The organism is Mesorhizobium loti CJ3sym (assembly GCF_000472785.1).
Classification (GTDB): domain Bacteria; phylum Pseudomonadota; class Alphaproteobacteria; order Rhizobiales; family Rhizobiaceae; genus Mesorhizobium; species Mesorhizobium loti_E.
The window spans coordinates 61,581-85,667 of the sequence record NZ_AXAL01000019.1; the positions used below are offsets into that span (position 1 = coordinate 61,581).

Here is a 24,087-nt window from a genome sequence, read left to right on the forward strand (position 1 = left end):
TTCTTGTCGAGATGCTGGTATGAATTTCTATTCGCGGCGGGGGGAGAGCGTGTTTTTTACAGTATTGCCAGTCGGCGGCCGGCCACCGACCAACGCTCGATCGCGCGCATTTCTTGTCACCGACAATTGGGACGACTGGTTCGAATTTGCGACCATGTATTTCCTGACCTATGTCGACGCCGATGGTGAGCGTCAGGACGTCGGGTCGGTGAAAATCGGCGAACTCGGGATGGGGAAATCTCAGCGGCGTCCCGACATTCCAGAGCGCTTCGATGCCTTGGAGGAGCAGTTCTTCTCTTTGGGGCAAGACGATACCTATTATGAGGCATTGAACGAACTCGGGCCCGATCTTCGCGACCGGATTCTCGAAGGCCTCAGAGACGTCGCTCTCGATGCAGATCTTTTTGAGCGCGCCCTGCAAGAGCGTGTCACTGGATTATCGCTGCTTCGTTCCGTGTCGCCACAGGCGGTGCGTGGGCAGTACCGCCGGATGGCAAGCGGTGGGGCTCGCGTTACACCTTTCGAATTCTCATACCGGATGGCTCGCGATCGCAGGTCGTCCGCGAGGCGAATGGAGCTGACGTTTGGGGTTTTTCCCGAAGCTCAGCCACCGACCAACATCCATGTCATCACAGGTCGGAACGGGGTGGGCAAGACGTACCTGCTGAACTCGATGACGGAAGCCTTCTTGGACAGTGAGGATCGCGCAAAGGGGCGCTTCGTGGTCAATGACGAAGACGAAGCCGCCGGCTCGTTCACAGGGCTCGTGTCGGTCAGCTTCAGCGCGTTTGACGATTTCACTCCACTCAGCGTTCCGAGAGACAGATCTTCGGGTCCGCAATATTCCTACATTGGCCTCAAGCGGATCGGAGTGTCCTCCAGCGGCAGGCCATTGGCACCGAAGAGCCCCAACTACCTGGGTCGGGATTTCAGTGAAAGCGTCCAGATTTGTCGGCAGGGCGCCAGGGTCTCCCGTTGGAGGCGAGCCCTACAAACCCTGGAAGCGGATCCCATCTTCAGAGACGCGGACGTCGCCCAGCTGGCAACTGAGGATGAGGAGGACATTGCTCCAGAGGCGTCGCGTCTGTTCGCAAACCTCAGTTCCGGGCACAAGATCGTTCTGCTGACGATTACGCGTTTGGTCGAGACGGTCGAAGAGCGGACCCTGGTGCTCCTCGATGAGCCTGAGGCACATCTCCATCCACCGTTGTTATCCGCATTCATTCGCGCGGTCTCGGACTTGCTGATCAATCGCAATGGCGTGGCGATTATTGCAACGCACTCCCCCGTCGTGTTGCAGGAAGTGCCGATGAGTTGCGTCTGGAAGGTTCGACGCAACGGACGCACAGTCGTCGCCGAACGGCCGGAGATTGAGACTTTTGGTGAGAATGTTGGAATATTGACCCGCGAGGTCTTTGGTCTCGAGGTGACGGATTCGGGCTTCCATCGCATGCTGCGAGATCAGGTGGCATCGGGCGGCGACTTCGACGAGATAATCGAACACTTCGGCGGCCAACTTGGACTCGAGGGGCTGGCGATCGTTCGGGGCCTGATCGCTGCGCGTGACGCGAATGGCGATGACTGATGTGGAAATTGCCAAAGCCCGAACAAACCGCCGAAGACGTGTTCACGACGACGATCAGCAAGGTGGCAAATGCAGACCTCAAGCAGCGTCTCACCGGCATTACCGCCGCAATCGTCGAGGCATCGATTGAGTTCGATGACGCAGCCTCCAGCAATGAAATTCACACCATTGCCCCAAGCACCAACATTGGCCTTGTAACCGTCAAGGAAATGTCGCGAGTCTACTCGGGGAGGCTCGCGGCGAAGGGAGCTCCTGGGCGGGAAATCTACGATGCGTTGATGGCTGTGCCAAAGCACGGTCGATGCCCGCTCTGTGGCCAACACGTGGTCTCAACGCTCGACCACTACCTGCCGAAAACTCAGTTTCCGGCGCTCGCTGTAGCTCCGTGGAATCTAATTCCGGCCTGTCATGATTGCAATAAAGCTAAGGCGGACGTTCGGCCGTTGACGGCGAGCGATGAGACGATTCATCCCTATTACGACGATATTGAGGGTGAGCGCTGGCTTGTCGCTGAAATCGTAGATGGCACCCCCGCCGCTCTACGGTTCTTCGTTTCTCCACCGGCCGGCTGGAGCGAAGTTTTGACTGCTCGAGTCCAACGCCAGTTTCAGATGCTCAGTCTTGCGGCTCGATACGCCGCGAAAGCGGCCCAGGAACTCACCGAACTGAGCGACCTGATGACCACAAACTACGCAGATGGCGGGGTGGACGAGGTGCGTTCGCTTCTGCAAAAGACGGCAAATAGCTGTCGGTTAGTGAATGTGAATGGCTGGCGCACGGCCTCCTACCAAGCTCTCTCCGACAGCGACTGGTATTGCCAAGGCGGCTTCGCGATGAGTGCGGCATGAGAAGGATTATCAACGGGGTCGTGTACGATACTGACACTTCCAAGCGATTGGCTCGAGGCGATCATGGCGACGACAGGTCGGATGCGTCCTGGACGCTTTATCGGACGCCGACCGGCGTATTCTTTGAGCTGGTGGCAGGTCATGATGGTGTGTTGGAGGGGTTCTTTCCGCTAACCGACCAAGAAGCGCGCAAATTTCTAGAACGCCATGCCAATGATCGGGTCGAGGAGTATTTGGGACCCGCTCGCGAGGCGGCCCGACCGCTCTTTTCCCGCAGGACGATTATTGCGGCGGCCGACGTTCTGGAAAGCCTCACCCAGGCTGAAATCAGTGCGCTGCTCACCGATTTTGGACCGAGTGTCTATGAGCACATCGGGGGTGGGAGCGCTAAAGCGCGCATGGTTGAGTTGAAGCGGTTTATCGATAGAAATCCGAGACACTCGGTTGACGATGGACTGCTTGAAAACGTGCTGGTAGAGCGCGCGACCGCGCGCCTTCCAGCAATTGAGCCGGAGTATGAATGGTCGACGGCGAGGGTTGAAAGGCCTGAGTTTCAGAAGCTGCGCTACGCCCTGGAGCAAGACGGGTATAGGATTGTGGGTGGCACGCTCCGCCGCAGCCTCCCTAGCGATATTGGACTCCCACAAACCGACTCCGAGTTGGTGGCGCTTCTAAAGAAGCATCGGTTCGAGACGTCCCTCGGTCATCTTGTTCAAGCACAGGATGCCCACGCCCGTGGAAACTGGGCATCCGCGAATGCTCAGCTCCGATCATTCTTCGAGGGGCTGCTGAACGAGATCGCCACTGGCCTAGACGCGAAGGTGGAAGAGTTGAAGGAGAGTGAGAACAAACGCGCATATCTGGCAAAGGTTGGCTTCTTGGCCGAGGACCTCAACGAGTGGGGATCAAACGGAAAAAACTTTACGAACGGTCTTCTTCGGCGCCTTCACCCGGAAGGATCTCATCCAGGACTGTCAGGCAAGGACGATTCCACATATCGGCTGCACCTAGTGCTTTTGACCGCTGCCCTGCTCATGCGTCGGTATGATGGCTGGCCGCGCACGTGAGGGTGCAACAACGTTTGAGCCGCCATGGTGGCGCCGCACTGGGCCTCACACCCGCTTGACCAAAAGACCAAGGAGCAATATGTTCCGCATTTGTTCTTCTCCCGGATGCTTGAGTCGAGGATAAGGCAGCCACGACAACCCGCGTGGGTTGAAAAATTAGCGATTCGGCGTCAAGATAATGTGCCGCGGATTGCCGCGGATTGCCGCGGAGACCGGTTTGGGTAAAGACGGTCGCGACGCCGAGCGTGTAACCACTACGTTGACGCGCGCGCAAAAGGCAGAGCTCGATCGACTTGCGAAGGCGCAAGGCGTGAAAGTTGCCTGGCTGGTCCGACGATCGGTCGAGAGGTTTTTGGAAGAAGCCGCTGGCGGGCCGATGTTGCCGCTGGACTTTAAAGGGGGCGAAGATGCAAAGCGCTGAACTCTTCGCCGGCTGTGGGGGGCTGGCCCTCGGAATGTCCCGAGCAGGATTCCAGCACCAGCATATGGCGGAATTTGATCAGGACGCTGTGGCGACGGTCCTGCACAATAAAACAAAGGGCGTGGAGCACGTCCGAGATTGGCCGATGGGTCTTCAAGATGTGCGGGAGATCGATTGGACGAAGCTGACCGCGCTCGATTTGGTTTCGGGTGGGCCTCCGTGCCAGCCTTTTGGAATTGGCGGAAAGAAGCATGGTCAGGACGATCATCGCGACATGTGGCCGGAAGCTATTCGAGCGGTGCGGGAGGCAGGGCCTCGATCATTTCTCTTCGAGAATGTCAGGAACCTTGCTGGTCCGCGTTTCCGCCCGTACCTCGAATGGATCATCGCCCATCTAGAGCGGCCAGGGTTGGTCCGGACATCGAACGAGTCGCATGCTGAGCACCGCGCGCGACTGGCAGCGTCCAAGTCTCGCAAGGAATTCAATGTCGTGTGGCAGCTTGTGAATGCTGCTGATTATGGCGCCGCGCAAATTAGGCATCGCGTTTTGATCTTTGGCATCAGAAGCGACCTCGATGTTCCCCCCGCGCTTCTGATTCCGACCCATAGTCGCGATCGGCTTCTCTGGGAGCAATATGTTACCGGCGAGTATTGGGTGCGGCACGGCCTCAGGAAGCGCCAAAGTCCCATACTCCAACAGGATCGCGCACGCGTTGAGAAATTGAGGCGGTCCAACATCGAGCCGGTCGGATCCGCTTGGATCACGGTTCGTGATGCCTTGGATGGTCTCGGTGAGCCGGACGGAAGGAGCAACCATATCCTTCAGTTGGGCGCGCGGGTATATCCAGGCCACACGGGAAGTCCTTTGGACCTGCCCGCGAAGGCGCTCAAGGCTGGAGACCATGGTGTTCCTGGCGGCGAAAACATGATGGTCCGAGATGACGGGTCAGTTCGCTATTTCACCACGCGTGAAGCTGCGCGGCTGGTGGGGTTGCCGGACGACTACGAGTTTCCGCGTTCCTGGACAGAAAGCATGCGGCAGCTGGGTAACGCGGTCCCTGCTCCCTTGGGAGCGGCGGCGGGTCGCTGGCTTGCCACACAGCTCGACCACGCAAGGGCCAGCGACGGCCTAGCTTCCACACGTCGCGCCGCGTAGCATTGATTTTTGTATCAGCCGGAGGGCGAGTCGCAGCCGCTAGACCTCGTTCGGCTACGAAGGGGTTAGTGGATGGCGTTGGCACCAGATCGAGCCGCCATAAAGGCACTTGAGGACGCGCTCGCGGCGGTGCTCTTGGCTGCCGGCGGCAATCCTCCTCAAGCGGTGGTTCGTCGGATCCGTGAAGGTTTGGCCGCACACGCCGACGCGGTTGAGGCCGTGCGCTCGTCTACAGATCCAATACGCATGCCTCGCGCGACCTTCGACCCAGCCGACCCAAAGGCGATTGGGCGAATGGTCTCGATCGCGCTCATTGCGCAGCCGCTGGTCGCGCTAACTGACGTCCGGCCTGCCTACGGCTCGGGTGTCTACGCGATTTACTATCGCGGCGATCACCCGCTCTATGGATCCATCTCAGGATCTGAAACGCCGATCTATGTTGGTAAGGCCGATCCGGCGAAAGATGATGCCAGCACGACGCGGGAGCAGGGCGCGAAGCTGACAGCCCGCCTGTTGGAGCATGCGGGGACAATCGGGACCGCGGAGGGCTATTCTGACAAGCTGCCGGCCCATCTATCGCTCATAAAATTGGCGGACTTTGTCTGCCGCCGCCTTGTGTGCGCGACGAACTCCCAACTGGTAGCCGAGAAGCATCTCATTCGTACCTTTTGGCCGATCTGGAACTCAGAGACCAAGGCCTGCTGGGGAATGAGCAAGCACGGCGACGCGGCTAAGACGCGAGCCAACAAGCGCTCCCCATGGGACGTCGTGCACCCGGGGCGTCTCTGGGCATTGGATGAGCGGCTGATAGACTCCCTGACGCCGGATGAGATTTCCAAGCGGATCGCCGCGACCTTGGAGCGTGTGCCACCGCGACAGGATCACGCAGCGTTACTGGAGGAGATGCTGGCCGGGTTCCGCCAGGACGACGCAGTGTTGGCGAACCCCGATATTCCGCCGGTGGGCGAGGAGGTCGCGGGTCCCGAGCCGGATGAGGCTGGTGGTGTCGACGACGAGTGAGACGGAAGCCGCAAGAAGCGTTCAGATGTCGCGCATTCGAGGGCGGGACACGAAGCCGGAAATGCGCGTGCGCAAGGCGCTCCATGCGGTGGGATTGCGATATCGTCTGCATGCGGGGGATTTGCCCGGAAAGCCTGATCTTGTGTTTCGAAGCCGACGGATAGCCCTGTTCGTGCATGGATGCTTCTGGCACCAGCATCCCGATCCGAATTGCAAGCTCTCAAGAATGCCAAAGTCGAAGCTCGATTTCTGGCGCCCAAAACTCGAGGGCAACAGATTGCGCGACGAAAAAACGCGATCCGCCCTAGAAGCGCGAGGTTGGACCGTCGTCGAGGTTTGGGAATGCAAGATTAAACCTGATGACTTGCGGCAACTGGTTGCTAGACTTCAGATAACAAAGCCGCTGAGCGCGGCGGAGAAAAAACCCGATTGAAAGTCGGGTAGTAGGGGCGGGGAAATGACTCAGGAACTGGATCTTACACCGGCGCCGCGCGTGCTGCAGATGCTCGGCGAGATCAATCTTGAGCAATGGCGATGTCTGGCCGAGCTCATTGACAATTCTATTGATGGTTTCATCGATGCTGCCAGAGCCGGGATACTGATCGCCCGGCCTGAAATCACGGTCGCCATCCCAACCGCCGACACCGAAAACGCGCGGGTGTCCGTCAAGGACAACGGGCCCGGCATGTCCCTGGAGACGTTAGAGAACGCGCTTCGGGCGGGTTGGTCGGGAAATGATCCACTGTCAAAGCTCGGCCTATTCGGTATGGGTTTCAATATCGCCACCGCGCGTCTTGGTATCGTAACAGAGGTCTGGACCAGCCGGCGGGGGGATCCGGAACAAGTCGGTGTTCGCATCGACCTAGAGGAACTGCGAGCATCCGGAAATTACAAAGTGCCCCGTCAAGTGCGAGCCAAGTCGAACCATGAGGATCATGGGACCGAGATCGTGGTCACTCGGCTCAAGCCCGAACAACGCGCCTATCTGGCAAGAGCGAACAACCGCACGACCATCAAGAAGCATTTGGCCAAAACATACTCCGCGTTGTTGTCGAGTTCAGAAGCGGGTGTGATCCGGCTGATGCTGGGCGGCGTGAGGGTCACGCCGCTCCGCCCTTGCGTCTGGGATTCGAGCCGATCGGTTGAGCTACCTGATGGCGCCGTCGCTAGCGCGGTGGAGCAGTTCGATGTCGCGCTCGCCCCGCGGCGATATTGTGAGCACTGCATGCGCACGTTAGCGAGCGATCAAGAACAATGCCCCACCGGAAGCACGCATTGCGCGATCGTCGAGACCCCGAGAAGAGTTAAAGGTTGGGTCGGCATCCAAAGATACTTGGACAAGACCGACTTCGGAATCGACTTCATCAGAAATGGTAGAAAAATCGAGATCGGAAGCAAGGACCTCTTCATATGGAACGATGGGGAGACACAGGAGGTCGAGTACCCAATCGATGATCCGCGAAGCCGAGGTCGCTTCATTGGAGAAATCCACCTCGACCACTGCCAAGTGAGTTACACCAAGAATCGCTTCGAGCGGGACGATCCGGCATGGAATGAGATGTTGCGCGTGGTTCGCGGCGAGGGACCATTGCGGCCCAACACCGCGCGCCAAAAAGGCTTCGATGGCAACCAAAGTCCTCTGTACAAGCTGTTCCAGGCGTTCCGCCGCACCAGCCCTCAAGGTAAGAACGGATTGTGGTCCAGGATCATGGTGGTCCAGGACAATGATCGCGCGCTGCAGATGGCCGGGCAGTTCGCGAACGCGGACCCCGATTACCTAACGGATGAGCGCTGGTGGCAGCTCGTCGAGGAGCAGGACGCGAAAATTCTCGGTGATACACCGGGTTCCGGCGATGGCGCCGCTATCCCGGAGGGCTTCCTAGGTGGTGCCAACCCCGAGGACCCAGCCGCTGGCGTTGGTGGCGGATCCCAACCGGGCGGAGAACAGCCAGCCGCCGCTGGTCCCGTAGCGCCCGAGCCCGCCACTCCACCCGCGCGGCGACCGATATTTGACCTCACTCGCAAGTATGTTCATCCTACATATCGCGCGGAGTTCGACGTCGAGGCATTCGCGGTCGATCCAGCCGATCCGCAATTGCCCTCGGGCCAGCCGTGGGCGGTTCGCTTGGATAATGTGGCGACGCGTACCTATTCGTATCTCGTCGATACGACACACAACGTGTTTCGATCCTCGACGATGACGCCGATCGACGCCTTGCTCGTTGACCTGACCTACCGAACTATCGAGTTCCTCCGCGGGCACAGCCAGGAAGCGACAGCGGCGAGTGTCCTCGCGGATTTTCGCGCTGAGTACTGCGGCGACACACGATTGGACGAGCAAGAGATCATCGCCCTCGCGGGGAGTATCCTGAGCGATATCTGCCGGTCGGTGGCCGGCCTTGTGGGAGAACAATCGGCCGAGATGTATGGCGAGCTATCGAATCGCGAGAAAGAGGGCATCGCGCGGCGGATGGCAGGCCGCGGTGTCGCCGACCCACGAGCGTTAATTGACGATGGTCGATACTGGGACTATGCCGACGGAAGCACCGTCCGCAGGCTATTCCTGAGGCATCCCGAGCTATTTCTTGATGGAAGCTACTGGGAGGATGCCTATGCGGTCCTCGACTTCGGCGCTCCCGACGTGACGAACGATGCCAAAGCGGCGACGGTCGCCCGCTATGACGCATACCTCGGGGACGCCATTTGGCTTGCCGATCAAACGCCAGCTGACCTGGCGCGCGCGTCGCGGGACACCGTGATCCGAGCGACGTGTTCGCTCCGGCTCCTCAGACCGGATGTTGTGGTGTGACCGCAGAGCCCTTCCTCCACGCCCAGCGACTGCTAAGGGGACCATGGCAAGCCTTCGAACGGGATGTTGCTCGGCTGCTGGTGTGCAACGGGTTTGAGGACGTCCGGCTCATTGGTGGTTCCGGTGACGCTGGCGCCGACATCCTCGGCGTCAAGAATTCTGAACTGTGGGTAATCCAGTGCAAGTTCACCACCGGCGGTTACCCGTCGCCGACGGCCGTGGACCAAGTCGGCGAGGCGGCGCGGTATTATCAGGCCGACCGACTCTACGTTGCCACGAGCCGCCGCGCCGGGCCCGCGATGCAGGCCTCGGTCCGACGTTGGGCCGCTCTTGGCGTCGAAATTGGTGTTCTGGAGCCGGCGACGTTGCTGGAGATGGCGAGGCGCAGTCCGGAATATCCGCCGAGCAGGCGGGATCTTCGCGACTATCAACTCGGGGCTGTCGAACGGTTTGTCGGAGCCTTGCGCGAAACGGGCCGCGGGCAGGTGGTCCTCGCGACCGGACTTGGGAAGACGGTGGTGCTGGCGGAGAGCCTAGCCCAACTCTTTCGCGATGAGGCGATCCCCGGAGGGCGGGCTTTGGTGCTCGCCGGCACGAGGGAATTGGTCGATCAGCTGCAGAGGGCATTTTGGGACCAGCTTCCAAAATGGATTCCAACGCACCGCTTGATCGGCGGCGAGTCTCCGAGCGAGTGGAATGGCATCACGTTCGCGACTGTTCAAAGCGCGGTGTCGCGGCTCGACGACTTGCCTGACTTCGGAGTCGTGCTGATCGATGAGGCGCACCATGTCGGCTCCGACACCTTCCGCCGCGTCACGGATAAAATGACGGAGGCGATGATCGGCGGCGTCACTGCCACCCCGTGGCGGGGCGATGGCTACGATATTGACCACCTGTTGGGCCCGCCCGTCATTCGGATCGGTATCGCGGAGGGTCTGAGACGAGGATTTCTTTGCGAGGCGGATTACCGGCTGCTCGCGGACAACATTGATTGGTCGTTTGTGCGATCGCACTCACGCAACAGCTATTCGATCAAGCAACTCAACAAGCTCTTGCTGCTACCAACCCGTGATGAGGAGGCGGCGCGCGCGATCCGAGACACATTCGATAAGGAGGTCCGACGCTCGGCGATAATATTCTGTTCCTCGGTGACCCACGCCAAAAGTTTCGCGGCCATGCTGAGGTTGTTCGGTTTTCGCGCTGAGCCGATCACCGGTGACATGGCGCCTCGGGAACGAGATCGGACCATGGCCGACTTTCGAAAGGGGACGCTCGACGTTGTTACCACTCGCGACCTTTTCAACGAAGGCGTTGATGTGCCGGACGTCGACATGATCGTCTTCATGCGTGTCACGCACAGCCGTCGGATATTCGTGCAGCAGTTGGGTCGGGGACTGCGCATCAGCCCGAGGAAGAAGAAGGTCGTCGTTCTAGATTTTGTCAGCGACCTGCGGCGCCTAGCGGAGGTTGTTGAGCTCGAGAAAGCCGTACGAGGGGACGTCGAGCGATTGCGTCTACCAGGTGTCATCCAGTTCCGCGACGAAGGTGCTGGCACATTCATGCTCGATTGGATGAAGGACCAGGCAGACCTGTTCACCCGTGAGGGGGATCCAACACTAGAATTGCCTGCCTTCGATTTCCCGGCGCCTCATACCAGGGGCGGAATTCAGTGACCGGAATATCAGCAGCTCTACGCGATGCCCTACAGGACAGGCTCTGGCAGCAGTGCGACGATCTCGGATGGATGTCACTCCAGGACGTTGAGCGGGCGCGCTACTACGAGCTCTGGACGCGAGACGCATCAATTGGTGGGCAGCTGGCCCACGTGATGGATGCCAGAAAAGTGCGCGTCTACATCAAGGATTCCCTTGTGAAGCCATATGTTCGCGCCCGCCTGTCTCTAAACGAGGGCGAGGTCTGGCGCCTACTTGGACTCACCCCTGCCGATCGCGTCGTTCACGTCTACATCAAACCACACGGGCGCAGGACTGACGACGGTAGGGTTATCGGGTGGGGTCGAAGCCGCGATTGGAAGTCTGTGTTAATGGCGGTCTTCGAGCGCGGTCGCGCACAAAGTTCATTCACGTCGTTCGGTGTTGTTCTGCTTGAGAGTGGGAAGACCGAGGCGGAACGATCCCGGACCCTCGTTAAAGAGGCCGCGCGGAGACTCGGAATTGAGAAATTAGCCTGGTTGGAATGATGATGAGAGAAAAGTATCCAGGCTGGTATCCAAAGTCGGCGGCTGAGGCCTCGGCCTTGTGGGACAACGCTATTTTTGTCCCGGATGCGAATGTCCTGCTGCACTGCCTCCGTCATCCCGCCGCCGTTAGAGAGGAACTTCTGCGCCTGTTCGACGCGCTAAAGGAGTCTCTATGGATTCCGTACCAAGTTGGGCTGGAGTTTCATCGCAATCGTCTGGATGTCGAGCTTGGCGCGCAGGATGCCTACGACGCCTTGATCAAAGACCAGGAAGCGACGATCGAAAAGGCGCGGGAGCGGCTGAGGCAGCTCCGCGCCCATCCAACGATAAGTGTGCCCAAAGAATTGGCCGCCTTGGATATGTTCTCGGCGGATTTTCGTTCTCGAATGGCGGCCTCGCAAGCGGCCCATCCGACTGAGGATATCGCGGCTTCTGTCACGCGCCTTACGCAGCTTCTGGATGGTCGAATTGGGGACAAGTGGAAGGTCGAGCAGCTAACTTCCCTCAAGAAGGAGGGCGATGATCGCTATGCGAAGAAGGTTCCGCCCGGATACAAGGACGCCAAAAAGGACGCTGGCGAGTTCGACAAGTATGGTGATCTAATTATTTGGAAGGACATGATCGGCAAGGCCAAGGCGGAGAAGCGACCGATCATTTTCATTTCGGATGACGCCAAGGAAGACTGGTGGTGGATTCACAAAGGTCGGAAGTTGGGTCCTCGCCCTGAGCTGATAGAGGAGTTTCAAGCCGGCTCGGATCAAGACTTCCACATTTACGAGTTCGGCCAGTTCTTAAGGTTCGCGGCGGAACGCTTCCCGGAGATCAAGGCGGGCGTGGATCAGGTCGAAAAGAGTCTGCAGGACGACGTACGTGCTCGTCGGAAGCAGAGCGAGGCCGCCGAAGCGAGCGTGACACGAGCAAGGGCACGAGAACTCGAGGACGAACGGGACCATATTGTAGGCCTGTTGTCGGGGGCTCCGGGCGCAACGGTGCCTGCTGCGACCGCTGACCGCTCGGTTTTGAGGGCGCGGCTCAGCGAGCTGAACGGCGAACTGCAGTCCTTGTCACTGGCGAGCTCCGCCCCTCCCGAAGACCAGGACGATGGCGGAACGCCAGCGAGCCAAGAAGCATGACGAATTCCGCCACGGCATCACGGGTGCCCCGGTCGCCGCAGCCACGCTCAACCGTTCGATTTTACTCGATCGTGTTATTCACGCCTCGGGTGGGGGACGTCGCACGCATAAAAGGCCTTCAGGCCTCTCGGGCTCTCTGGAGCTCATTGGTTTGAAAGGCATTTTCGATACCAAGGCGAACTCGGGGTACGATGACGAGATCACACGCCGTTATCACTTCCCGCCGCAGTATCGAGCGATAGCGGAGCGACTTGTCGGCGAGTGGATCGTTTATCGAGAGCCACAACGCAACCGAGGTCGCCGCGCCTACATCGCTGTGGCCAGGGTATTGCGGATTGATCCCGATCCGGGGCGGCCTGGCTACTCTTATGCGCTGGTTGAAGATTACCTTCCCTTCGACCGGCCCGTCCCATTTTCCGGCGCCTTTTATGCTGAGGCGGCCTTACGTGAGATCGGGAATCCGAGCCGCGTCGGCGCTTATCTACAGGGCAAATCGATACGGACAATTTCTGAGGCAGACTTCGCCGCAATCGCGCGTGCTGGTTTCGATGAAACCTTGGCGCCCGAAAACGCAGTTCGTTTGGAGCTTGATTATCGCCATGTTGATCCCGAGACCTTGGATCTTTTACGAGCGCCGCCCGAGGATCAGGCGAGACGGATCGAGCAGATACTCGTCAACCGGAAAGTGCGAGACGCAAATTTCCGCCGCCAGATTTGCGAAGCCTACGACAACCGATGCGCCGTGACCGGGCTGCGCATGGTAAATGGTGGCGGCAAGGCGGAGGTCCAGGCGGCGCACATTTGGCCTGTCGCGTCAGGCGGGCCGGACGTCGTGCAGAATGGCCTAGCACTTTCCGGAACCGTGCACTGGCTTTTCGACCGACACCTAATCTCTCTCACGGACGACTATCGCCTGCTTGTTTCCCACAACAAGGTGCCGGACGAGCTGCGCAGCCTTTTCGCTCTCCAGTTGGATCGCATTCATCTACCGCAAGACCCGAAGCTCTGGCCGCATCCCGGCTACGTTGCTAAGCATCGAGAGGCATTTAGCGGAGGTTAGGCGGCCGTCCAGTTCCGGTCGGAACGCCGTCGGCGTGGGAATTGGCCGTGCCTGACGAGTTTCAGAGTGGGGTCCTTCTTCGTCACCTCGGCGAGCCACTTCCAACCGTCGTACTTGTCTCCGGTTTGGCGCAGGTGTGTGTAACGCTTGAGCGATGTCCAGGACCGGTGTCCTGAATTTGAGGCGACCCGTGGGATGTTAAGGCCAAGCTCGAATAATCTCGAAATGCCATCGTGCCGCAGGTCATCAAAACGAAGGTCGTCGATTCCAAGCCGCTTAAAGGCGCGGGTGAAGGAGGCGCTGATCGCGTCTGTCGAATACGGGAAGATTTGTGCTGCAACCTTGGGCATTTCCGAGAGGATACGCATTCATGCCGCCAGCGTGAATGTGTTCCGTGCCAGCATCTTTCTGACATATGCGTCCCATTTCTTCATCGCTGCGCGCTTCTCAGGCATGTAGGTCCAGCGATCGTAGCTCTTCGAACTGACATCCTGTAGCGCATGGTTCTGCAGGCGGTCGCGGATTTCCTTCGAGATGCCGGCTTTGCCCGCGAGGGTTTTGAAGGTCCGCCGTAGGTCTCGGTTGGTCGCGAAAGGTATGACCCCGCGGTCCCGTTGCCGCCATACGAAACTGTAGAGCGAGCCGTGGCTGACCGGCCGGAATGGATCGTTCGCCGATGGGAAGTACCAGCCATACTCGTTCGGAGTGATGGACCCGATGAGTTCTGCAGCCAGGGACGGTACGGGCGCGGCGTGCGGCTGGTCGTTTTTCGTCTTCGACCAGTCTATTATCTTTTCGGCCGCATCCCATTGTTCCACATGGAGACGGGCGATCTCTTCAACGCGTTGCCCGGTGAGCATGATGAGTTGGATTGCGCGCGGATAGGAGGGGTGGACCGGGACGTCAGGGCAGTCGAGCCACCAATAGAGACGGGGGAATTCGGCCTCATCGAGCCAGCGTGTGCCCCGCACCTTCGGCTCGGTCGGAATCGCGGAAGCGGGATTGAACGGAATCCGGAACCTGCGCGGTGATGAGTTCCGGTAATCGTGTTCGGATTTCATGCCCCAGCTATAGGCGGCGTGGACATAGCTTCTGACGTGGTCCGCCATGGCGCTGGCGCCTCGCTCATAGATCGGCCGGATCACCTCCACAATTTCCTCAGGATCAATTTCGCGGGCAAGCCGGTGGCGGCCGAGCGTGTTGGCTATTTTGTTGAGACCCTTTTCCGTCTCTTTCCAGGAGGGCTTGCCCGCGCTCTTGAGGGCGGCGACATAGCCTGAGAAAAGGTCTTGGACAGTCCCGGCCCGTGCGTCGGTCGCGATCTTGATGCTCCGGCCCTTCTGAATAAGTCTTGCAAAATCGCGGTCGAAAATCTCGCGCGCCGTGGCGAGAGACATCGACGGGTAGGATCCGATCTTCTTTTTGACGCGCTTCTTGTCGCGCCATTGTTGCGCCATCCAATCGGCCGTCACGCGAGTCGGCATGGGCTTGAGAATGAGTATGAGCCGGCCGGTGCCGTGCCCGTCGCCATCAACAAGCGTTTCCTGCTTTGCACTTTGTTCGATCCGCCTGATTGCGGCGCGTATTTCTCCGTCTGAAATAATCGGCATGCTTGTTCTCCCTTGGGTTGAGAGTGGGCTTTGCCGACGGATGAGGAGTGGGGTTTATACCCACCAAAAAATAAGGGCCGGCAACTCGGGTCTGAAGGGGTTTTGATCCCCTGAAAACCACCCCGTATCTGCCACACTAGCCGGGCCTGCGACAAGTCAGAAAATACAGATGAATCAGCGGGATAGAGCGTGATCCTGCGGGAGCGAAATAGGCATTTTTGGATGGTTGTGCATCACGCTCAGGCTACTTCTTGCGGCCTGCAACTTGATGCTGGGCTCCTTGCCGTCTGCGGTCAATCTTCGGCACAGCCGGCGCCGCCTTGGCGGCCGTAAGAAAAAGGGCGCACAAAGCGGAGGCGATGAAATGTACGTGAGACGGACAAATCCATTTCGTTGCCGGAGCAAGTTCGTGACCTCGAGACCGGTTAGCCGGGCGCCGAAGGAGCGTCAGCATGGCGACGCCGCAGGCGGGACGCGGGGCCGCCGCCCCCGGCGAGGGGTGCCGCTTGAGGGCTGCTGGTTCGCCAGAGCACAGGGTTGAACATCGGGATTCTGACTACGCTCGAGCCAAGGCATTATCATAGCGTGTGCCGGCATGCTCAGGGCGTAGCGGCTTCGCATGCCTTGGCGTTGGTCGACAATCTACCCGACTTCGTGTCGGCAGTTATTTCCCGCTAGGCGCCGCCGTCCCTAATAGGGTTGACGATCTTGATGTCGAAAAAGTCTTTTTCGTTGTCGGTCACGACGACGCAGTCGTTGGCTTCAGCAACGGCGGCAATGATCGTGTCGAGTGCGCTTCGAGGGCGGCCTTTCGCCCTACCGTCGGCCATCAGCCGCGCCCAAATCAGTCCGGCTTTCTCGTCAAAAGATAGGACCCGACCCGAAAAAAGCATCTGCGGACCGTCCGGCCCCGAGAACCACTTTTCGAGTTCGTCCCGCCGTTTACCCGACGGCTTCTCAAGCACACCGCAGCGAATTACTGCGACTGTGAGCGAGGCGATGAAAAGATCATCGTCCTTTTGGTCGGCCATCCACGCGAGCAGGGGCTCGGACGGGGTTGGTTTTGTAATGTTGCTAATGATGTTCGTATCAAGCAGATATCGCATCAAATCTCCACCTTGCGTCCTTCTTCGCGAGAACGGCTAAGGTCGAGATCGGCCCCGACGAGCGGGGATCGGCGCAGCGCGGCAAGGATGCCACCTTTCTTCGGCGGCTCGCCGGCGATGGTCTGGCTGACAGCCGCGCGAAGGCGCGAGGCATCGGGGCCTTCTTCTGCCAGCCGGCGAGCCAATGAGCGGATGAGGTTGCGATCAACATCACGACCAAGCACCTCAAAGCGCGTCAGGCCGCGCTCGCTAAGGCGAGATCGATAATTTTGGATGGCGCGTTTTTGCGAGATGCCCACTGAAACCTCCGACTATGCCCAGTAATATGGCCGGAAAACCTTGTTTAGCAAGACGTAGCCATCGGGCTGCGGCGTCGTTCCGGTCTTTTGGATGGATGTCGCCCGCATGTTTGTTTGAACAATCGGCATATGCTGATTGACCCCCTAGTTGTTACCGGTAATATTTCCAGATGGCGGTGCTAGGCTTATCAGACGCTGAAAGGAAGCCATCGGTGGGTAGATCCAGTCATGTGCCGCGTCGGAGCGCCGTTTGCGGGTTTTTCCGCTACGCCGTGGCACGAGGCAGCCCGCCAAAATTGTTGGATCTTGCCGAGCCTGTCCGGTACTGCGCTTTAAAGTCTGCCGGTAACCGACTGGCACGGTTAAGTTTTGTTTGGATTTTGCCCACAATAGCGGGATGCCGGTCAATAGCCCCCCATTTTCTGCGCCCCAGGACGAAGTCGATCTCTTTGACTATGTCCGCAAGCCGCGCGCTCGTCGCCATGCCAGGTCGCGGGTCCTCGCACGAAGGGCAATCGAGCACACTTGGGACTTCAGCATTTCCGATGACTGGCCGGACCGCATTCCCGTCTCTGATGCCGAACTCGATGTGTTCGAGGTTCATTTCGGGCCGTTATTGGACGAACTGCTCAGCCAAACGTATTGAAGCAACAAAAGGAGGTGTCGCATGACCCTCACAGTGAATCCCGCCTTGGTGTCGCCTGGGCGCGCGGCTTTGTATTTGAGAGTGTCGACGGGTCGGCAGGCGGAGCACGATCTGTCGATTCCAGATCAGCGCCGTCAGCTTCAGGCCTATTGCGATGCGAAGGGGATTTCCGTCGTTGCGGAGTTCGTTGAGGCAGGTGCATCGGCGACAGACGACCGCCGGCCCGAGTTTCAACGCATGATGGACGCAGGGGCGCAGAAGCCCGCACCGTTCGAGTTCATTATCGTGCATTCGTTCTCGCGCTTCTTCCGCGACCAATTTCAGCTTGAGTTCTATGTGCGTCGGTTGGCCAAGAACGGCATTCGGCTCACATCCATCACGCAGGATCTTGGTGACGATCCGATGAGTGTGATGATGCGCCAGATCATGGCGCTCTTCGACGAGTATCAGTCGAAGGAAAACGCCAAGCACACGCTCCGTGCAATGCGAGAAAATGCCCGGCAGGGCTATTGGAACGGATCCCGGCCGCCCTTTGGATATAGGATCGTCGCTGCCGAGCAGCGTGGGTCGCGCACGAAGAAGAAGATCGAGCCGGATCCCGCACGAGTCGATACTGTCCGACTGATGTTCCGCCTCGCGCGCGTCGGGGCGGACAATGGCCCCATGGGGGCGAGGCAGATCGCCGACTTCTTGAACATGCGAGGCATTCGGACCCAGACCGGTGGGCGCTGGGGTGTTGGCGCGGTGCATCAGATTCTCACGCGCGAGACGTACATTGGGCGCCACCGCTTCAACGTCTCCAGTTGGCGCAAGAAACGGCAGAACCCCGACGACGAGGTGGTTGAAGTGATCGTCGAGCCGATCGTCGACCCAGAGGAGTTCGCCGAGGTCCAGCAAATGATGCGTTCCCGAAGCCCGCAGTTGAAAGCGCCCCGATTCGTGAGTGGAGGCACGTTGCTAGGTGGCGTCTGCTTCTGCGCCGACTGTGGTGGGGCGATGACCCTGCGTACATCGGGTAAGGGGAAACAATATCGCTACTACACCTGCTGCACGGCAGCGCGTCAGGGGAAGACCGGATGCCGAGGACGCACAGTCCCGATGGAGGAACTGGATACGAAGGTCGTTTCCTACATGGAGGACCGGCTACTGGAGCCAACTCGCCTGGAAGATCTGCTGTTTGGGTTGATAAGGCGTCGCGACCAGCAAGCAGAGCGGCAAAAAGGCCGAGTCACCGAGCTGAAGAGGCAGGCGGCGGACGCTGAGGCCAAGCTCACGCGATTGTACGAGGCGATTGAAAATGGCCTCGCCGACTTGGGTGATTCCAATCTCAAAGGGCGCATCAGTGAGCTGAAGCGAGTCCGAGATGCTGCACGAGCCGACGCCGAGCGTGCTGAAGAGCGCAGGGAAAGTGGAGAAACCAGGATTACGCCGGAGTTGCTTCACCGCTTTGGCATTGAGGCGCGAAAGAAAATTCGAACGGATGGTGGGCTCAGCCGTCACTATTTGCAGGCGCTAGTGCAGAGGATTGAAGTGGGAGATGCCGAAATACGGATCACTGGCTCCAAAATCAAACTCCTTGAGACGCTCGCCACTGAGCAAGGCGGCTCTGGAGTGGAACCGGGTGTGAGCGGCGTTCGCAGTTTTGATCTGAAGTGGCTCCCCGGGCCGGATTCGAACCAGCGACCAACCGGTTAACAGCCGGTTGCTCTACCACTGAGCTACCGGGGAACGGAGGCTCTTTGAGCAAGTGGCGCAGCCTATAGCAAACACCTTTCGGCTTTGCAAAGAACCATTTCGCATTTTTCCGAGACTTTTTCACCCAGGCGTTTCTCGCAATCGACGGGGTCCACCCTCATATTAGCCGTCTTGGCGATTGGCGCGGAACCGAAACGGCGGTCGCGGCTTTCGTAAACAGGTATTTTCGAGCGACCATACGGGTAGCCATAGGCGATGACGGCAGCAGACGAAAACCGGATACCGGCACGAAAGATCTCGATTTTTGGGCGTGAGTTCACCATGCCGCAATCGCGCGGCCTCAGAATCACGATCGGTATTCTTTTGACCATCGGCGGCATTCTCGGGTTCCTGCCGATTCTCGGCTTCTGGATGGTTCCGATCGGACTGCTGGTTTTGTCCTATGAATTCGCCATGGTGCGCCGCCACCGCCGTCGCTTCGTCATCTGGTGGGAACGGCGGCGGAGGCCGGATCAAGCGGCAGGCCCCAAGCCGCAGGTTTGACCGCATCGTCCTTTGGATGCGCTAAAGTCTTCCTCGGGTTGAGGATTTTCGAGAGGCCGCCTTCCGGCCAGTGTCTCTTTCCAGGCCATCACGAATATCCCCGAGGACGACGGTTGCCGAGGCAAGGCGCGCCCGGTCGCGGGGTGAAAGCATGCCGTCTATTGCAAGGCACTCGATCGCATAGCGCAACAATTCCCCGCATCCCGCTCGCGACCGACCTCCCCAGGCGTTTGTTCCCTTGTTTTCTGGCCTCATGGCGCAGTCCTCCTTGCTCTCAACGGCGGCCAGCGCTCTGAGTTTCTCGCGATTGCCACCCATGCTTAATCTTTGGCTAACGTATGCGGCGGCAGTTGCGGCCGCAGCGCGCGATGCTGCGGGTGGAATTCATGCTGAGGAAACCGCGCCGAATGCGTGGAGGCCGCTTGACGCCATTTTCGCCGCAACCTATTGGAACCGGGTGGAACGCCGGGAGCAACGAGGCCTCGTGGCGGAGTGGTTACGCAGAGGACTGCAAATCCTTGCACCCCGGTTCGATTCCGGGCGAGGCCTCCAATACCCGAGCTCCCGCGCATCCGCGCTGGGAGCTTGAAGTTCCGGTCGAAGTGTACCGCGCTTTTGACGCGGCAAGCGGATTGGTTGGGACATGAGCGCTGATTTCTCCGAGCTTCGCGTCAAGATGGTCGATGGCCAGGTCCGCACCACCGACGTGACCAGCGCGCCGCTGCTGGACGCCATGCTTTCCGTGCCCCGCGAGCTTTTCGTCGGCGATCGCCAACGCGAACTTGCCTATATCGACGAAGACATCCGCATTGCCGACAGCGCCGACGGCGCACGCTACCTCATGGAAGCATCGCCGCTGGCCAAGCTGATGCAACTGGCCGAGATCAACACAACCGATTCGGCGCTCGATGTCGGCTGCGGCACCGGTTACGCGTCGGCCATCCTGTCGCGATTGGCGAAGTCCGTCGTGGCGCTCGAAAGCGATTCTGCACTGGCGCAGACCGCGGCTTCGACCCTTTCAGGCCTTGGCTACGGCAATGTGACCGTTGTCCAGGGCGCGCTGGCGCAAGGTCATGCCGCCAAGGCACCTTATGACGTGATCTTCATCGGCGGCAGCGTCGAGAAAGTGCCGGTGCCGCTGCTCGATCAGCTCGCCGAAGGCGGCCGCCTGGTTGCGGTCGAAGGGCAGGGCAATTCGGGCGTGGCGCGACTCTTTTTTAAGGCTGGGGGGGTTGTAACCGGGAGGCGGGCATTTAATGCGGCAATTAAGCCACTACCCGGATTCGAACGTGAGCATGCTTTCGAATTCTGAATGATTTGGCCTTGCAGCGAAGGCTTTGTCATGGTCGCTTGCATTTGAACAAATCGTCGCTCATCCCAGACTGGGGGCACTTTGGGACCGAGCGACAGGGAACATCAAACACGCCACGCTGGCTGCTCTTAGGGAGAAGCTGGCGCGGCGCGGTTCTCATGGAAAACGAATGAGGGATATACCCGTGCCGTCTGTATCCAAGAGTCTCTTTGCTGCCGTCCTTGTTTCCGCGACCACGCTCTCGCCCCTGGCCGCCTCAGCCGAAACCATCTCCGGCGCGCTTGCAAAGGCCTACCAGTACAATTCCACGCTGAATTCATCCCGCGCCGGCGTGCGTGTCACCGACGAGGGCGTCGCCATCGCCAAGTCGGGCTGGCGCCCGACGATCACGGGATCGGCCAACATCGACTATACCAACACCCGCCAGGCAAATGGCGGCGGCAACTCGAAGCTGACGAGCGGAAGCTACGGCATTCAGATTAATCAATCGTTGTTCGACGGCTTCCAGACCAGGAACAACGTGGCAGCTGCCGAATCGCAGGTCAAAGCCTCGGTGGAGAGCCTGCGCAACACCGAAGAGAACACGCTGTTCAACGCGGCTTCGGCCTATATGGACGTGATTCGTGACCGCCAGATCGCGGTGCTGACCGAGCAGAACCTGCAGTTCCTGACCGAGCAGGCGCGTGCTGCGCGCTCGCGTTTCGAGGTTGGCGAGGGCACGCGCACCGACGTGGCCCAGGCTGACGCGTCGCGCGCTTCGGCTGTAGCCTCACTCAGCGCCGCGCGCGCGCAAGCATTGGCCAGTGCGGCAACCTATCACCAGGTGGTCGGCGACGAGCCGGGCAAGCTCAAGCCGGCCTCGCCCTTGGGCAGATTGCTGCCGTCGAGCCTCAATGCGGCGATTGCCATTGGTTCTGCCGAACATCCGGCCATTCTCGCCACCCAGCATCTTGTCGACGCCGCCGCGTTTTCCGTGAAATCGGCCGAAGGTGCGCTGTTGCCGCAGTTGTCGGCGTCGGCCGGTGTTTCGGAAAATTACCGCAACGCCATTCCAGACGTCAGCGGTTCCAACGGCAATTCGACTTCGGCCAATATCGGCGCGACGCTGACCATTCCGATCTATTCGGGTGGTCGGACCTCCGCGGTCGTGCGCCAGAACAAGGAATCGCTGGGCGAGGCCCGCATCCAGGTCGATGTCAGCCGCGACCAGGTTCGCCAGGCCGTTGCCACGGCATGGTCGCAATACACAGCCGCGCAAGAGAGCGTCTCCGCCAACAGGCAAGTGGTCGACGCCGCGCAGCTGGCGCTGAATGGCGTCATCGAAGAGCGCAATGTCGGCCAGCGGACCACGCTCGACGTGCTCAACGCGCAGGCCACCGTCATCACCGCCAAGATCAATTCTGCCAATTCCGAGCACGACGTGGTGGTGGCGAGCTATGCCATCCTGTCGGCGATGGGGCGTCTGTCGGTCGACCGGCTCGCCTTGCAGGTGACGAAGTACAAGCCTGAAGAGCACTACAACGCCGTCAAGGACAAGTGGATCGGCGTGCGCACACCGGATGGCCGCTGACAGCAGGGAAGCGACGGTGTGATCGCATCGTCGGAAGCGGCTCGGCATTTGATAGAAAAAGCCGGGCCGGGCCGTTTTTTTGTTTTTGCGCAATCGCGGACAGCAACCTGTCACACGCCTTTGCTGAAATTGCTCTAATCTGTTGAAATCCCACAAGTCCCCAGATTGGGGATTCTCGCGCGGCGATCCGTCGGCTACGCTGTCGCCATGATTCGAATCCGGCTTTGCCGGAGCGGAAGACTACAGAGGTCACAAGGGCGGCGGATGTGACGATGGCAACGGCAAGCAGCGCACAGCGCGAACCTTCCATGGAAGAGATACTGGCTTCCATCCGGAGGATCATCGAGGACAGCGACAACGGCCGCAAGCAGCCTGATGAGACCGATGAGCTGCGGCAGGATCTGGAGCCGGCACCGGGCGCTCAAGGCGCTGACGTCGACGCTTTTCGCGCCGAACTGCACGCAGCCCCCGAAGTCCGGAAACCGGTCGTTCTTGCCGAAGTCCAGGCGCCGTCGCCCGAGCCCTCGCGCATGGAATCGCAACCGCGCACCGATCCTGCGCCGGTCAAGCCGTCGATGACACTTGCCGAGGTCAGCGCCAGGATCGCCGCCGAGCCGGTGCCCGCCGCCAGGACCGCGGCGCCAGTGATCCCGCAGGCTGAGGCGTCGCTGGCCAGTGCGCCACAGGCCAGCGCGACAAGCGATACCATCGTTGCCGATTGGCGGCGCGAGATCGCGGCGGTCGGCGAGCAGGCGAAAGCGATACCGGACCGGAGCATCCGCAGGCCAGCCGCCCAGCCCGAGGCGCCGGCGAGCCAACCGGTTGTGGAGGCTGCATTCGAGCGGCCTTCTTCAAGCGACGCTTCAGCAAGCGCCACGCCAGCGCGCGCGGCGGCAAGCGAGGCGCCCGCGGCGCGTCCGGCAATCCTTTCCGAACACACGGGCCGGCAGGTTGCCGCGGCTTTTGGCGAATTGTCCGACGCCTTTGCCAGCCGCAGCAAGAAGACATTCGACGAGATGGCCGAGGAAATGCTGCGGCCGATGCTGCAGGACTGGTTGGACAACAATCTGCCGACACTGGTCGAAAGGCTGGTGCGTGAGGAAATCGAGCGCGTGGCGCGCGGCGCGCAGTAATCTGCTCCAACAATCGCTCTCTAAACGCCGCCCAGGAGGCGGCGTTTTTGTTGATGAGGTCAGCCCACGCTGGTCGCGAAGCAGATGAGGTTGCCGTCTGGATCCTTGACGATAAACGTGCGGGCGCCCCAGGGTTCGGTCCGCAATGTCTGGTGGAACGGGGCCGTGGCCGCCTGATACTCCACAAACAGAGCCTTGATGTTGTCGACAATGATCGTCGCCGCCAGTAAATCGTCGGTCGAATTGGCGGCGAATGGCGGCTTGTCGACATGGCGCAAATTGAGCCGCGCGCCATCGCGGATGATCTGTGCGTAGAAGGGCGGTTCGCCATAGGTGAAGCGCGTCCCGAAGCCGAGCTTTTGCCGGTAGAAATCGCAGGTCGCTTCGATGTTGGAGACAAAGAGCTGCGGTTCGGCAAAGGCCAGGTGCGGTTTTGTAGGATCTGTTGCTGCGCGGTCGGTCATGGTTTGAAGGCCTTCCTTCAGCGCCTGCCAGCTCTCGAAACCTGACTTCCTGGCGACGAGTTCCTGGGCATCGGCAAGCTTGAAGCCGTTGTCAAGGATCTGGCTGTCGCTCAGATGGCGAAAACGCGGCAAGATCCATCCAATCACAGCGGCGACGGGGTAATACCGCTCGCGGTGCCATTTGAGATAGAGTTTGGCCTGCTTCTTGTGGTGTTCGAGGGTCGGCATGGGCGCGTTACGGGGTTGAGGTGGCGTAGGCGGGCAATGCCCCTCCGGCCGGAAGCCGATGCGCCCTACAGCAGCGTTGGTATGGTATTGGCGAGACGTTCCCGGGTCAAGGCGCGAGCGCCAGCAGGATCGCCCTCCGTTGAAATGAACACAGGCACGCCTATCTGCTTCTCATGACCCGA

22 protein-coding genes, 2 tRNA genes and 2 pseudogenes are annotated in these 24,087 nt (G+C 59.8%); 19 read left to right on the forward strand and 7 right to left on the reverse strand.

Going from position 1 to position 24,087, the window contains the following annotated elements; genetic code table 11:
• Nucleotides 1–19 precede the first annotated feature (19 nt).
• The 12 genes from A3A9_RS0124410 (at nucleotide 20) to A3A9_RS0124465 (ending at nucleotide 13,299) form a co-directional block, all read left to right on the forward strand.
• Nucleotides 20–1,585: an AAA family ATPase gene (locus A3A9_RS0124410; RefSeq protein ID WP_082222205.1), complete on the forward strand. Its 1,566-nt coding sequence runs from the start codon at nucleotides 20–22 to the stop codon at nucleotides 1,583–1,585.
• The gene (locus A3A9_RS0124415) at nucleotides 1,585–2,433 is read left to right on the forward strand and encodes an HNH endonuclease (protein ID WP_027061124.1); all 849 of its coding nucleotides are present in this window, start codon (nucleotides 1,585–1,587) and stop codon (nucleotides 2,431–2,433) included. The genes A3A9_RS0124410 and A3A9_RS0124415 overlap by 1 nt, the downstream gene beginning before the upstream one ends.
• A complete protein-coding gene (locus A3A9_RS0124420) occupies nucleotides 2,430–3,500 on the forward strand; it encodes a hypothetical protein (RefSeq protein ID WP_051371107.1) in 1,071 nt (356 codons plus the stop codon). Before A3A9_RS0124415 ends, A3A9_RS0124420 begins: the two co-directional genes overlap by 4 nt.
• A 217-nt stretch (nucleotides 3,501–3,717) precedes the next feature.
• Nucleotides 3,718–3,921, forward strand: coding sequence for a ribbon-helix-helix domain-containing protein (locus A3A9_RS0124425; protein WP_027061126.1), 204 nt, complete (start codon nucleotides 3,718–3,720; stop codon nucleotides 3,919–3,921).
• Nucleotides 3,908–5,077 carry a DNA cytosine methyltransferase gene (locus tag A3A9_RS39360; RefSeq protein ID WP_033838771.1) on the forward strand — a complete coding sequence of 390 codons (1,170 nt, stop codon included), beginning with the start codon at nucleotides 3,908–3,910 and terminating at the stop codon, nucleotides 5,075–5,077. Before A3A9_RS0124425 ends, A3A9_RS39360 begins: the two co-directional genes overlap by 14 nt.
• A gap of 72 nt (nucleotides 5,078–5,149) precedes the next feature.
• On the forward strand, nucleotides 5,150–6,097 hold the full coding sequence (locus A3A9_RS41855) for an Eco29kI family restriction endonuclease (protein WP_051371109.1): 948 nt from the start codon (nucleotides 5,150–5,152) through the stop codon (nucleotides 6,095–6,097).
• Nucleotides 6,069–6,530, forward strand: a complete 462-nt coding sequence (locus tag A3A9_RS39370; protein WP_082222206.1) for a very short patch repair endonuclease — start codon at nucleotides 6,069–6,071, stop codon at nucleotides 6,528–6,530. Before A3A9_RS41855 ends, A3A9_RS39370 begins: the two co-directional genes overlap by 29 nt.
• Nucleotides 6,531–6,554: 24 nt before the next feature.
• Entirely contained in the window at nucleotides 6,555–8,906 is a 2,352-nt protein-coding gene (locus A3A9_RS0124445; protein WP_027061127.1) for an ATP-binding protein, read from the forward strand.
• Entirely contained in the window at nucleotides 8,903–10,579 is a 1,677-nt protein-coding gene (locus A3A9_RS0124450; protein WP_027061128.1) for a DEAD/DEAH box helicase family protein, read from the forward strand. The genes A3A9_RS0124445 and A3A9_RS0124450 overlap by 4 nt, the downstream gene beginning before the upstream one ends.
• A complete protein-coding gene (locus tag A3A9_RS0124455; protein WP_027061129.1) occupies nucleotides 10,576–11,106 on the forward strand; it encodes a hypothetical protein in 531 nt (176 codons plus the stop codon). Before A3A9_RS0124450 ends, A3A9_RS0124455 begins: the two co-directional genes overlap by 4 nt.
• A gap of 2 nt (nucleotides 11,107–11,108) precedes the next feature.
• Nucleotides 11,109–12,239: a PIN-like domain-containing protein gene (locus A3A9_RS39375; protein WP_051371124.1), complete on the forward strand. Its 1,131-nt coding sequence runs from the start codon at nucleotides 11,109–11,111 to the stop codon at nucleotides 12,237–12,239.
• Nucleotides 12,208–13,299: an HNH endonuclease gene (locus A3A9_RS0124465; RefSeq protein WP_245279114.1), complete on the forward strand. Its 1,092-nt coding sequence runs from the start codon at nucleotides 12,208–12,210 to the stop codon at nucleotides 13,297–13,299. Before A3A9_RS39375 ends, A3A9_RS0124465 begins: the two co-directional genes overlap by 32 nt.
• On the opposite strand, the pseudogene A3A9_RS0124470 reads toward A3A9_RS0124465, so the two are convergent.
• The 4 genes and pseudogenes from A3A9_RS0124470 to A3A9_RS0124485 form a co-directional block, all read right to left on the reverse strand.
• Nucleotides 13,296–13,667, reverse strand: a pseudogene (locus A3A9_RS0124470) (tyrosine-type recombinase/integrase); the annotation flags it as partial. The gene A3A9_RS0124465 and the pseudogene A3A9_RS0124470 overlap by 4 nt on opposite strands.
• Nucleotides 13,668–14,909, reverse strand: coding sequence for a tyrosine-type recombinase/integrase (locus tag A3A9_RS0124475; protein ID WP_027061132.1), 1,242 nt, complete (start codon nucleotides 14,907–14,909; stop codon nucleotides 13,668–13,670).
• A 674-nt stretch (nucleotides 14,910–15,583) separates the two neighbouring features.
• Nucleotides 15,584–16,015, reverse strand: coding sequence for a type II toxin-antitoxin system VapC family toxin (locus tag A3A9_RS0124480; RefSeq protein WP_202596407.1), 432 nt, complete (start codon nucleotides 16,013–16,015; stop codon nucleotides 15,584–15,586).
• The gene (locus A3A9_RS0124485; RefSeq protein WP_027061134.1) at nucleotides 16,015–16,314 is read right to left on the reverse strand and encodes a hypothetical protein; all 300 of its coding nucleotides are present in this window, start codon (nucleotides 16,312–16,314) and stop codon (nucleotides 16,015–16,017) included. Before A3A9_RS0124485 ends, A3A9_RS0124480 begins: the two co-directional genes overlap by 1 nt.
• Nucleotides 16,315–16,711: 397 nt before the next feature.
• Here A3A9_RS0124485 and A3A9_RS45315 point away from each other — a divergent pair, with 397 nt between their 5' ends.
• Nucleotides 16,712–16,960, forward strand: coding sequence for a hypothetical protein (locus A3A9_RS45315; RefSeq protein ID WP_063827790.1), 249 nt, complete (start codon nucleotides 16,712–16,714; stop codon nucleotides 16,958–16,960).
• 21 nt (nucleotides 16,961–16,981) lie between these two features.
• Nucleotides 16,982–18,079 (forward strand): annotated as a pseudogene (locus A3A9_RS45845) (recombinase family protein); the annotation flags it as partial.
• Between the two features lie 24 nt (nucleotides 18,080–18,103).
• Here A3A9_RS45845 and A3A9_RS45850 read toward each other — a convergent pair.
• Both A3A9_RS45850 and A3A9_RS0124505 read right to left on the reverse strand, forming a co-directional pair.
• Nucleotides 18,104–18,460, reverse strand: a complete 357-nt coding sequence (locus A3A9_RS45850; RefSeq protein WP_027061137.1) for a hypothetical protein — start codon at nucleotides 18,458–18,460, stop codon at nucleotides 18,104–18,106.
• 153 nt (nucleotides 18,461–18,613) lie between these two features.
• Nucleotides 18,614–18,688: transfer RNA gene (locus A3A9_RS0124505), tRNA-Asn, on the reverse strand.
• A 222-nt stretch (nucleotides 18,689–18,910) separates the two neighbouring features.
• On the opposite strand from A3A9_RS0124505, the gene A3A9_RS0124510 reads away from it, so the two are divergent.
• From A3A9_RS0124510 to A3A9_RS0124530, 5 genes are all read left to right on the forward strand, one after another.
• Complete coding sequence (locus A3A9_RS0124510; RefSeq protein WP_027061138.1) at nucleotides 18,911–19,198, forward strand: hypothetical protein; 288 nt, start codon at nucleotides 18,911–18,913, stop codon at nucleotides 19,196–19,198.
• A 478-nt stretch (nucleotides 19,199–19,676) separates the two neighbouring features.
• Nucleotides 19,677–19,750, forward strand: a tRNA-Cys gene (locus A3A9_RS0124515).
• Nucleotides 19,751–19,841: 91 nt separating this feature from the next.
• Nucleotides 19,842–20,510, forward strand: coding sequence for a protein-L-isoaspartate O-methyltransferase family protein (locus A3A9_RS0124520; RefSeq protein WP_027061139.1), 669 nt, complete (start codon nucleotides 19,842–19,844; stop codon nucleotides 20,508–20,510).
• 169 nt (nucleotides 20,511–20,679) lie between these two features.
• Complete coding sequence (locus A3A9_RS0124525; protein WP_202596408.1) at nucleotides 20,680–22,080, forward strand: TolC family outer membrane protein; 1,401 nt, start codon at nucleotides 20,680–20,682, stop codon at nucleotides 22,078–22,080.
• A 272-nt stretch (nucleotides 22,081–22,352) separates the two neighbouring features.
• Nucleotides 22,353–23,213 carry a PopZ family protein gene (locus A3A9_RS0124530; RefSeq protein ID WP_027061141.1) on the forward strand — a complete coding sequence of 287 codons (861 nt, stop codon included), beginning with the start codon at nucleotides 22,353–22,355 and terminating at the stop codon, nucleotides 23,211–23,213.
• 59 nt (nucleotides 23,214–23,272) lie between these two features.
• On the opposite strand, the gene A3A9_RS0124535 is transcribed toward A3A9_RS0124530, so the two are convergent.
• Entirely contained in the window at nucleotides 23,273–23,905 is a 633-nt protein-coding gene (locus tag A3A9_RS0124535; protein WP_027061142.1) for a bleomycin resistance protein, read from the reverse strand.
• Nucleotides 23,906–24,087: the final 182 nt, after the last annotated feature.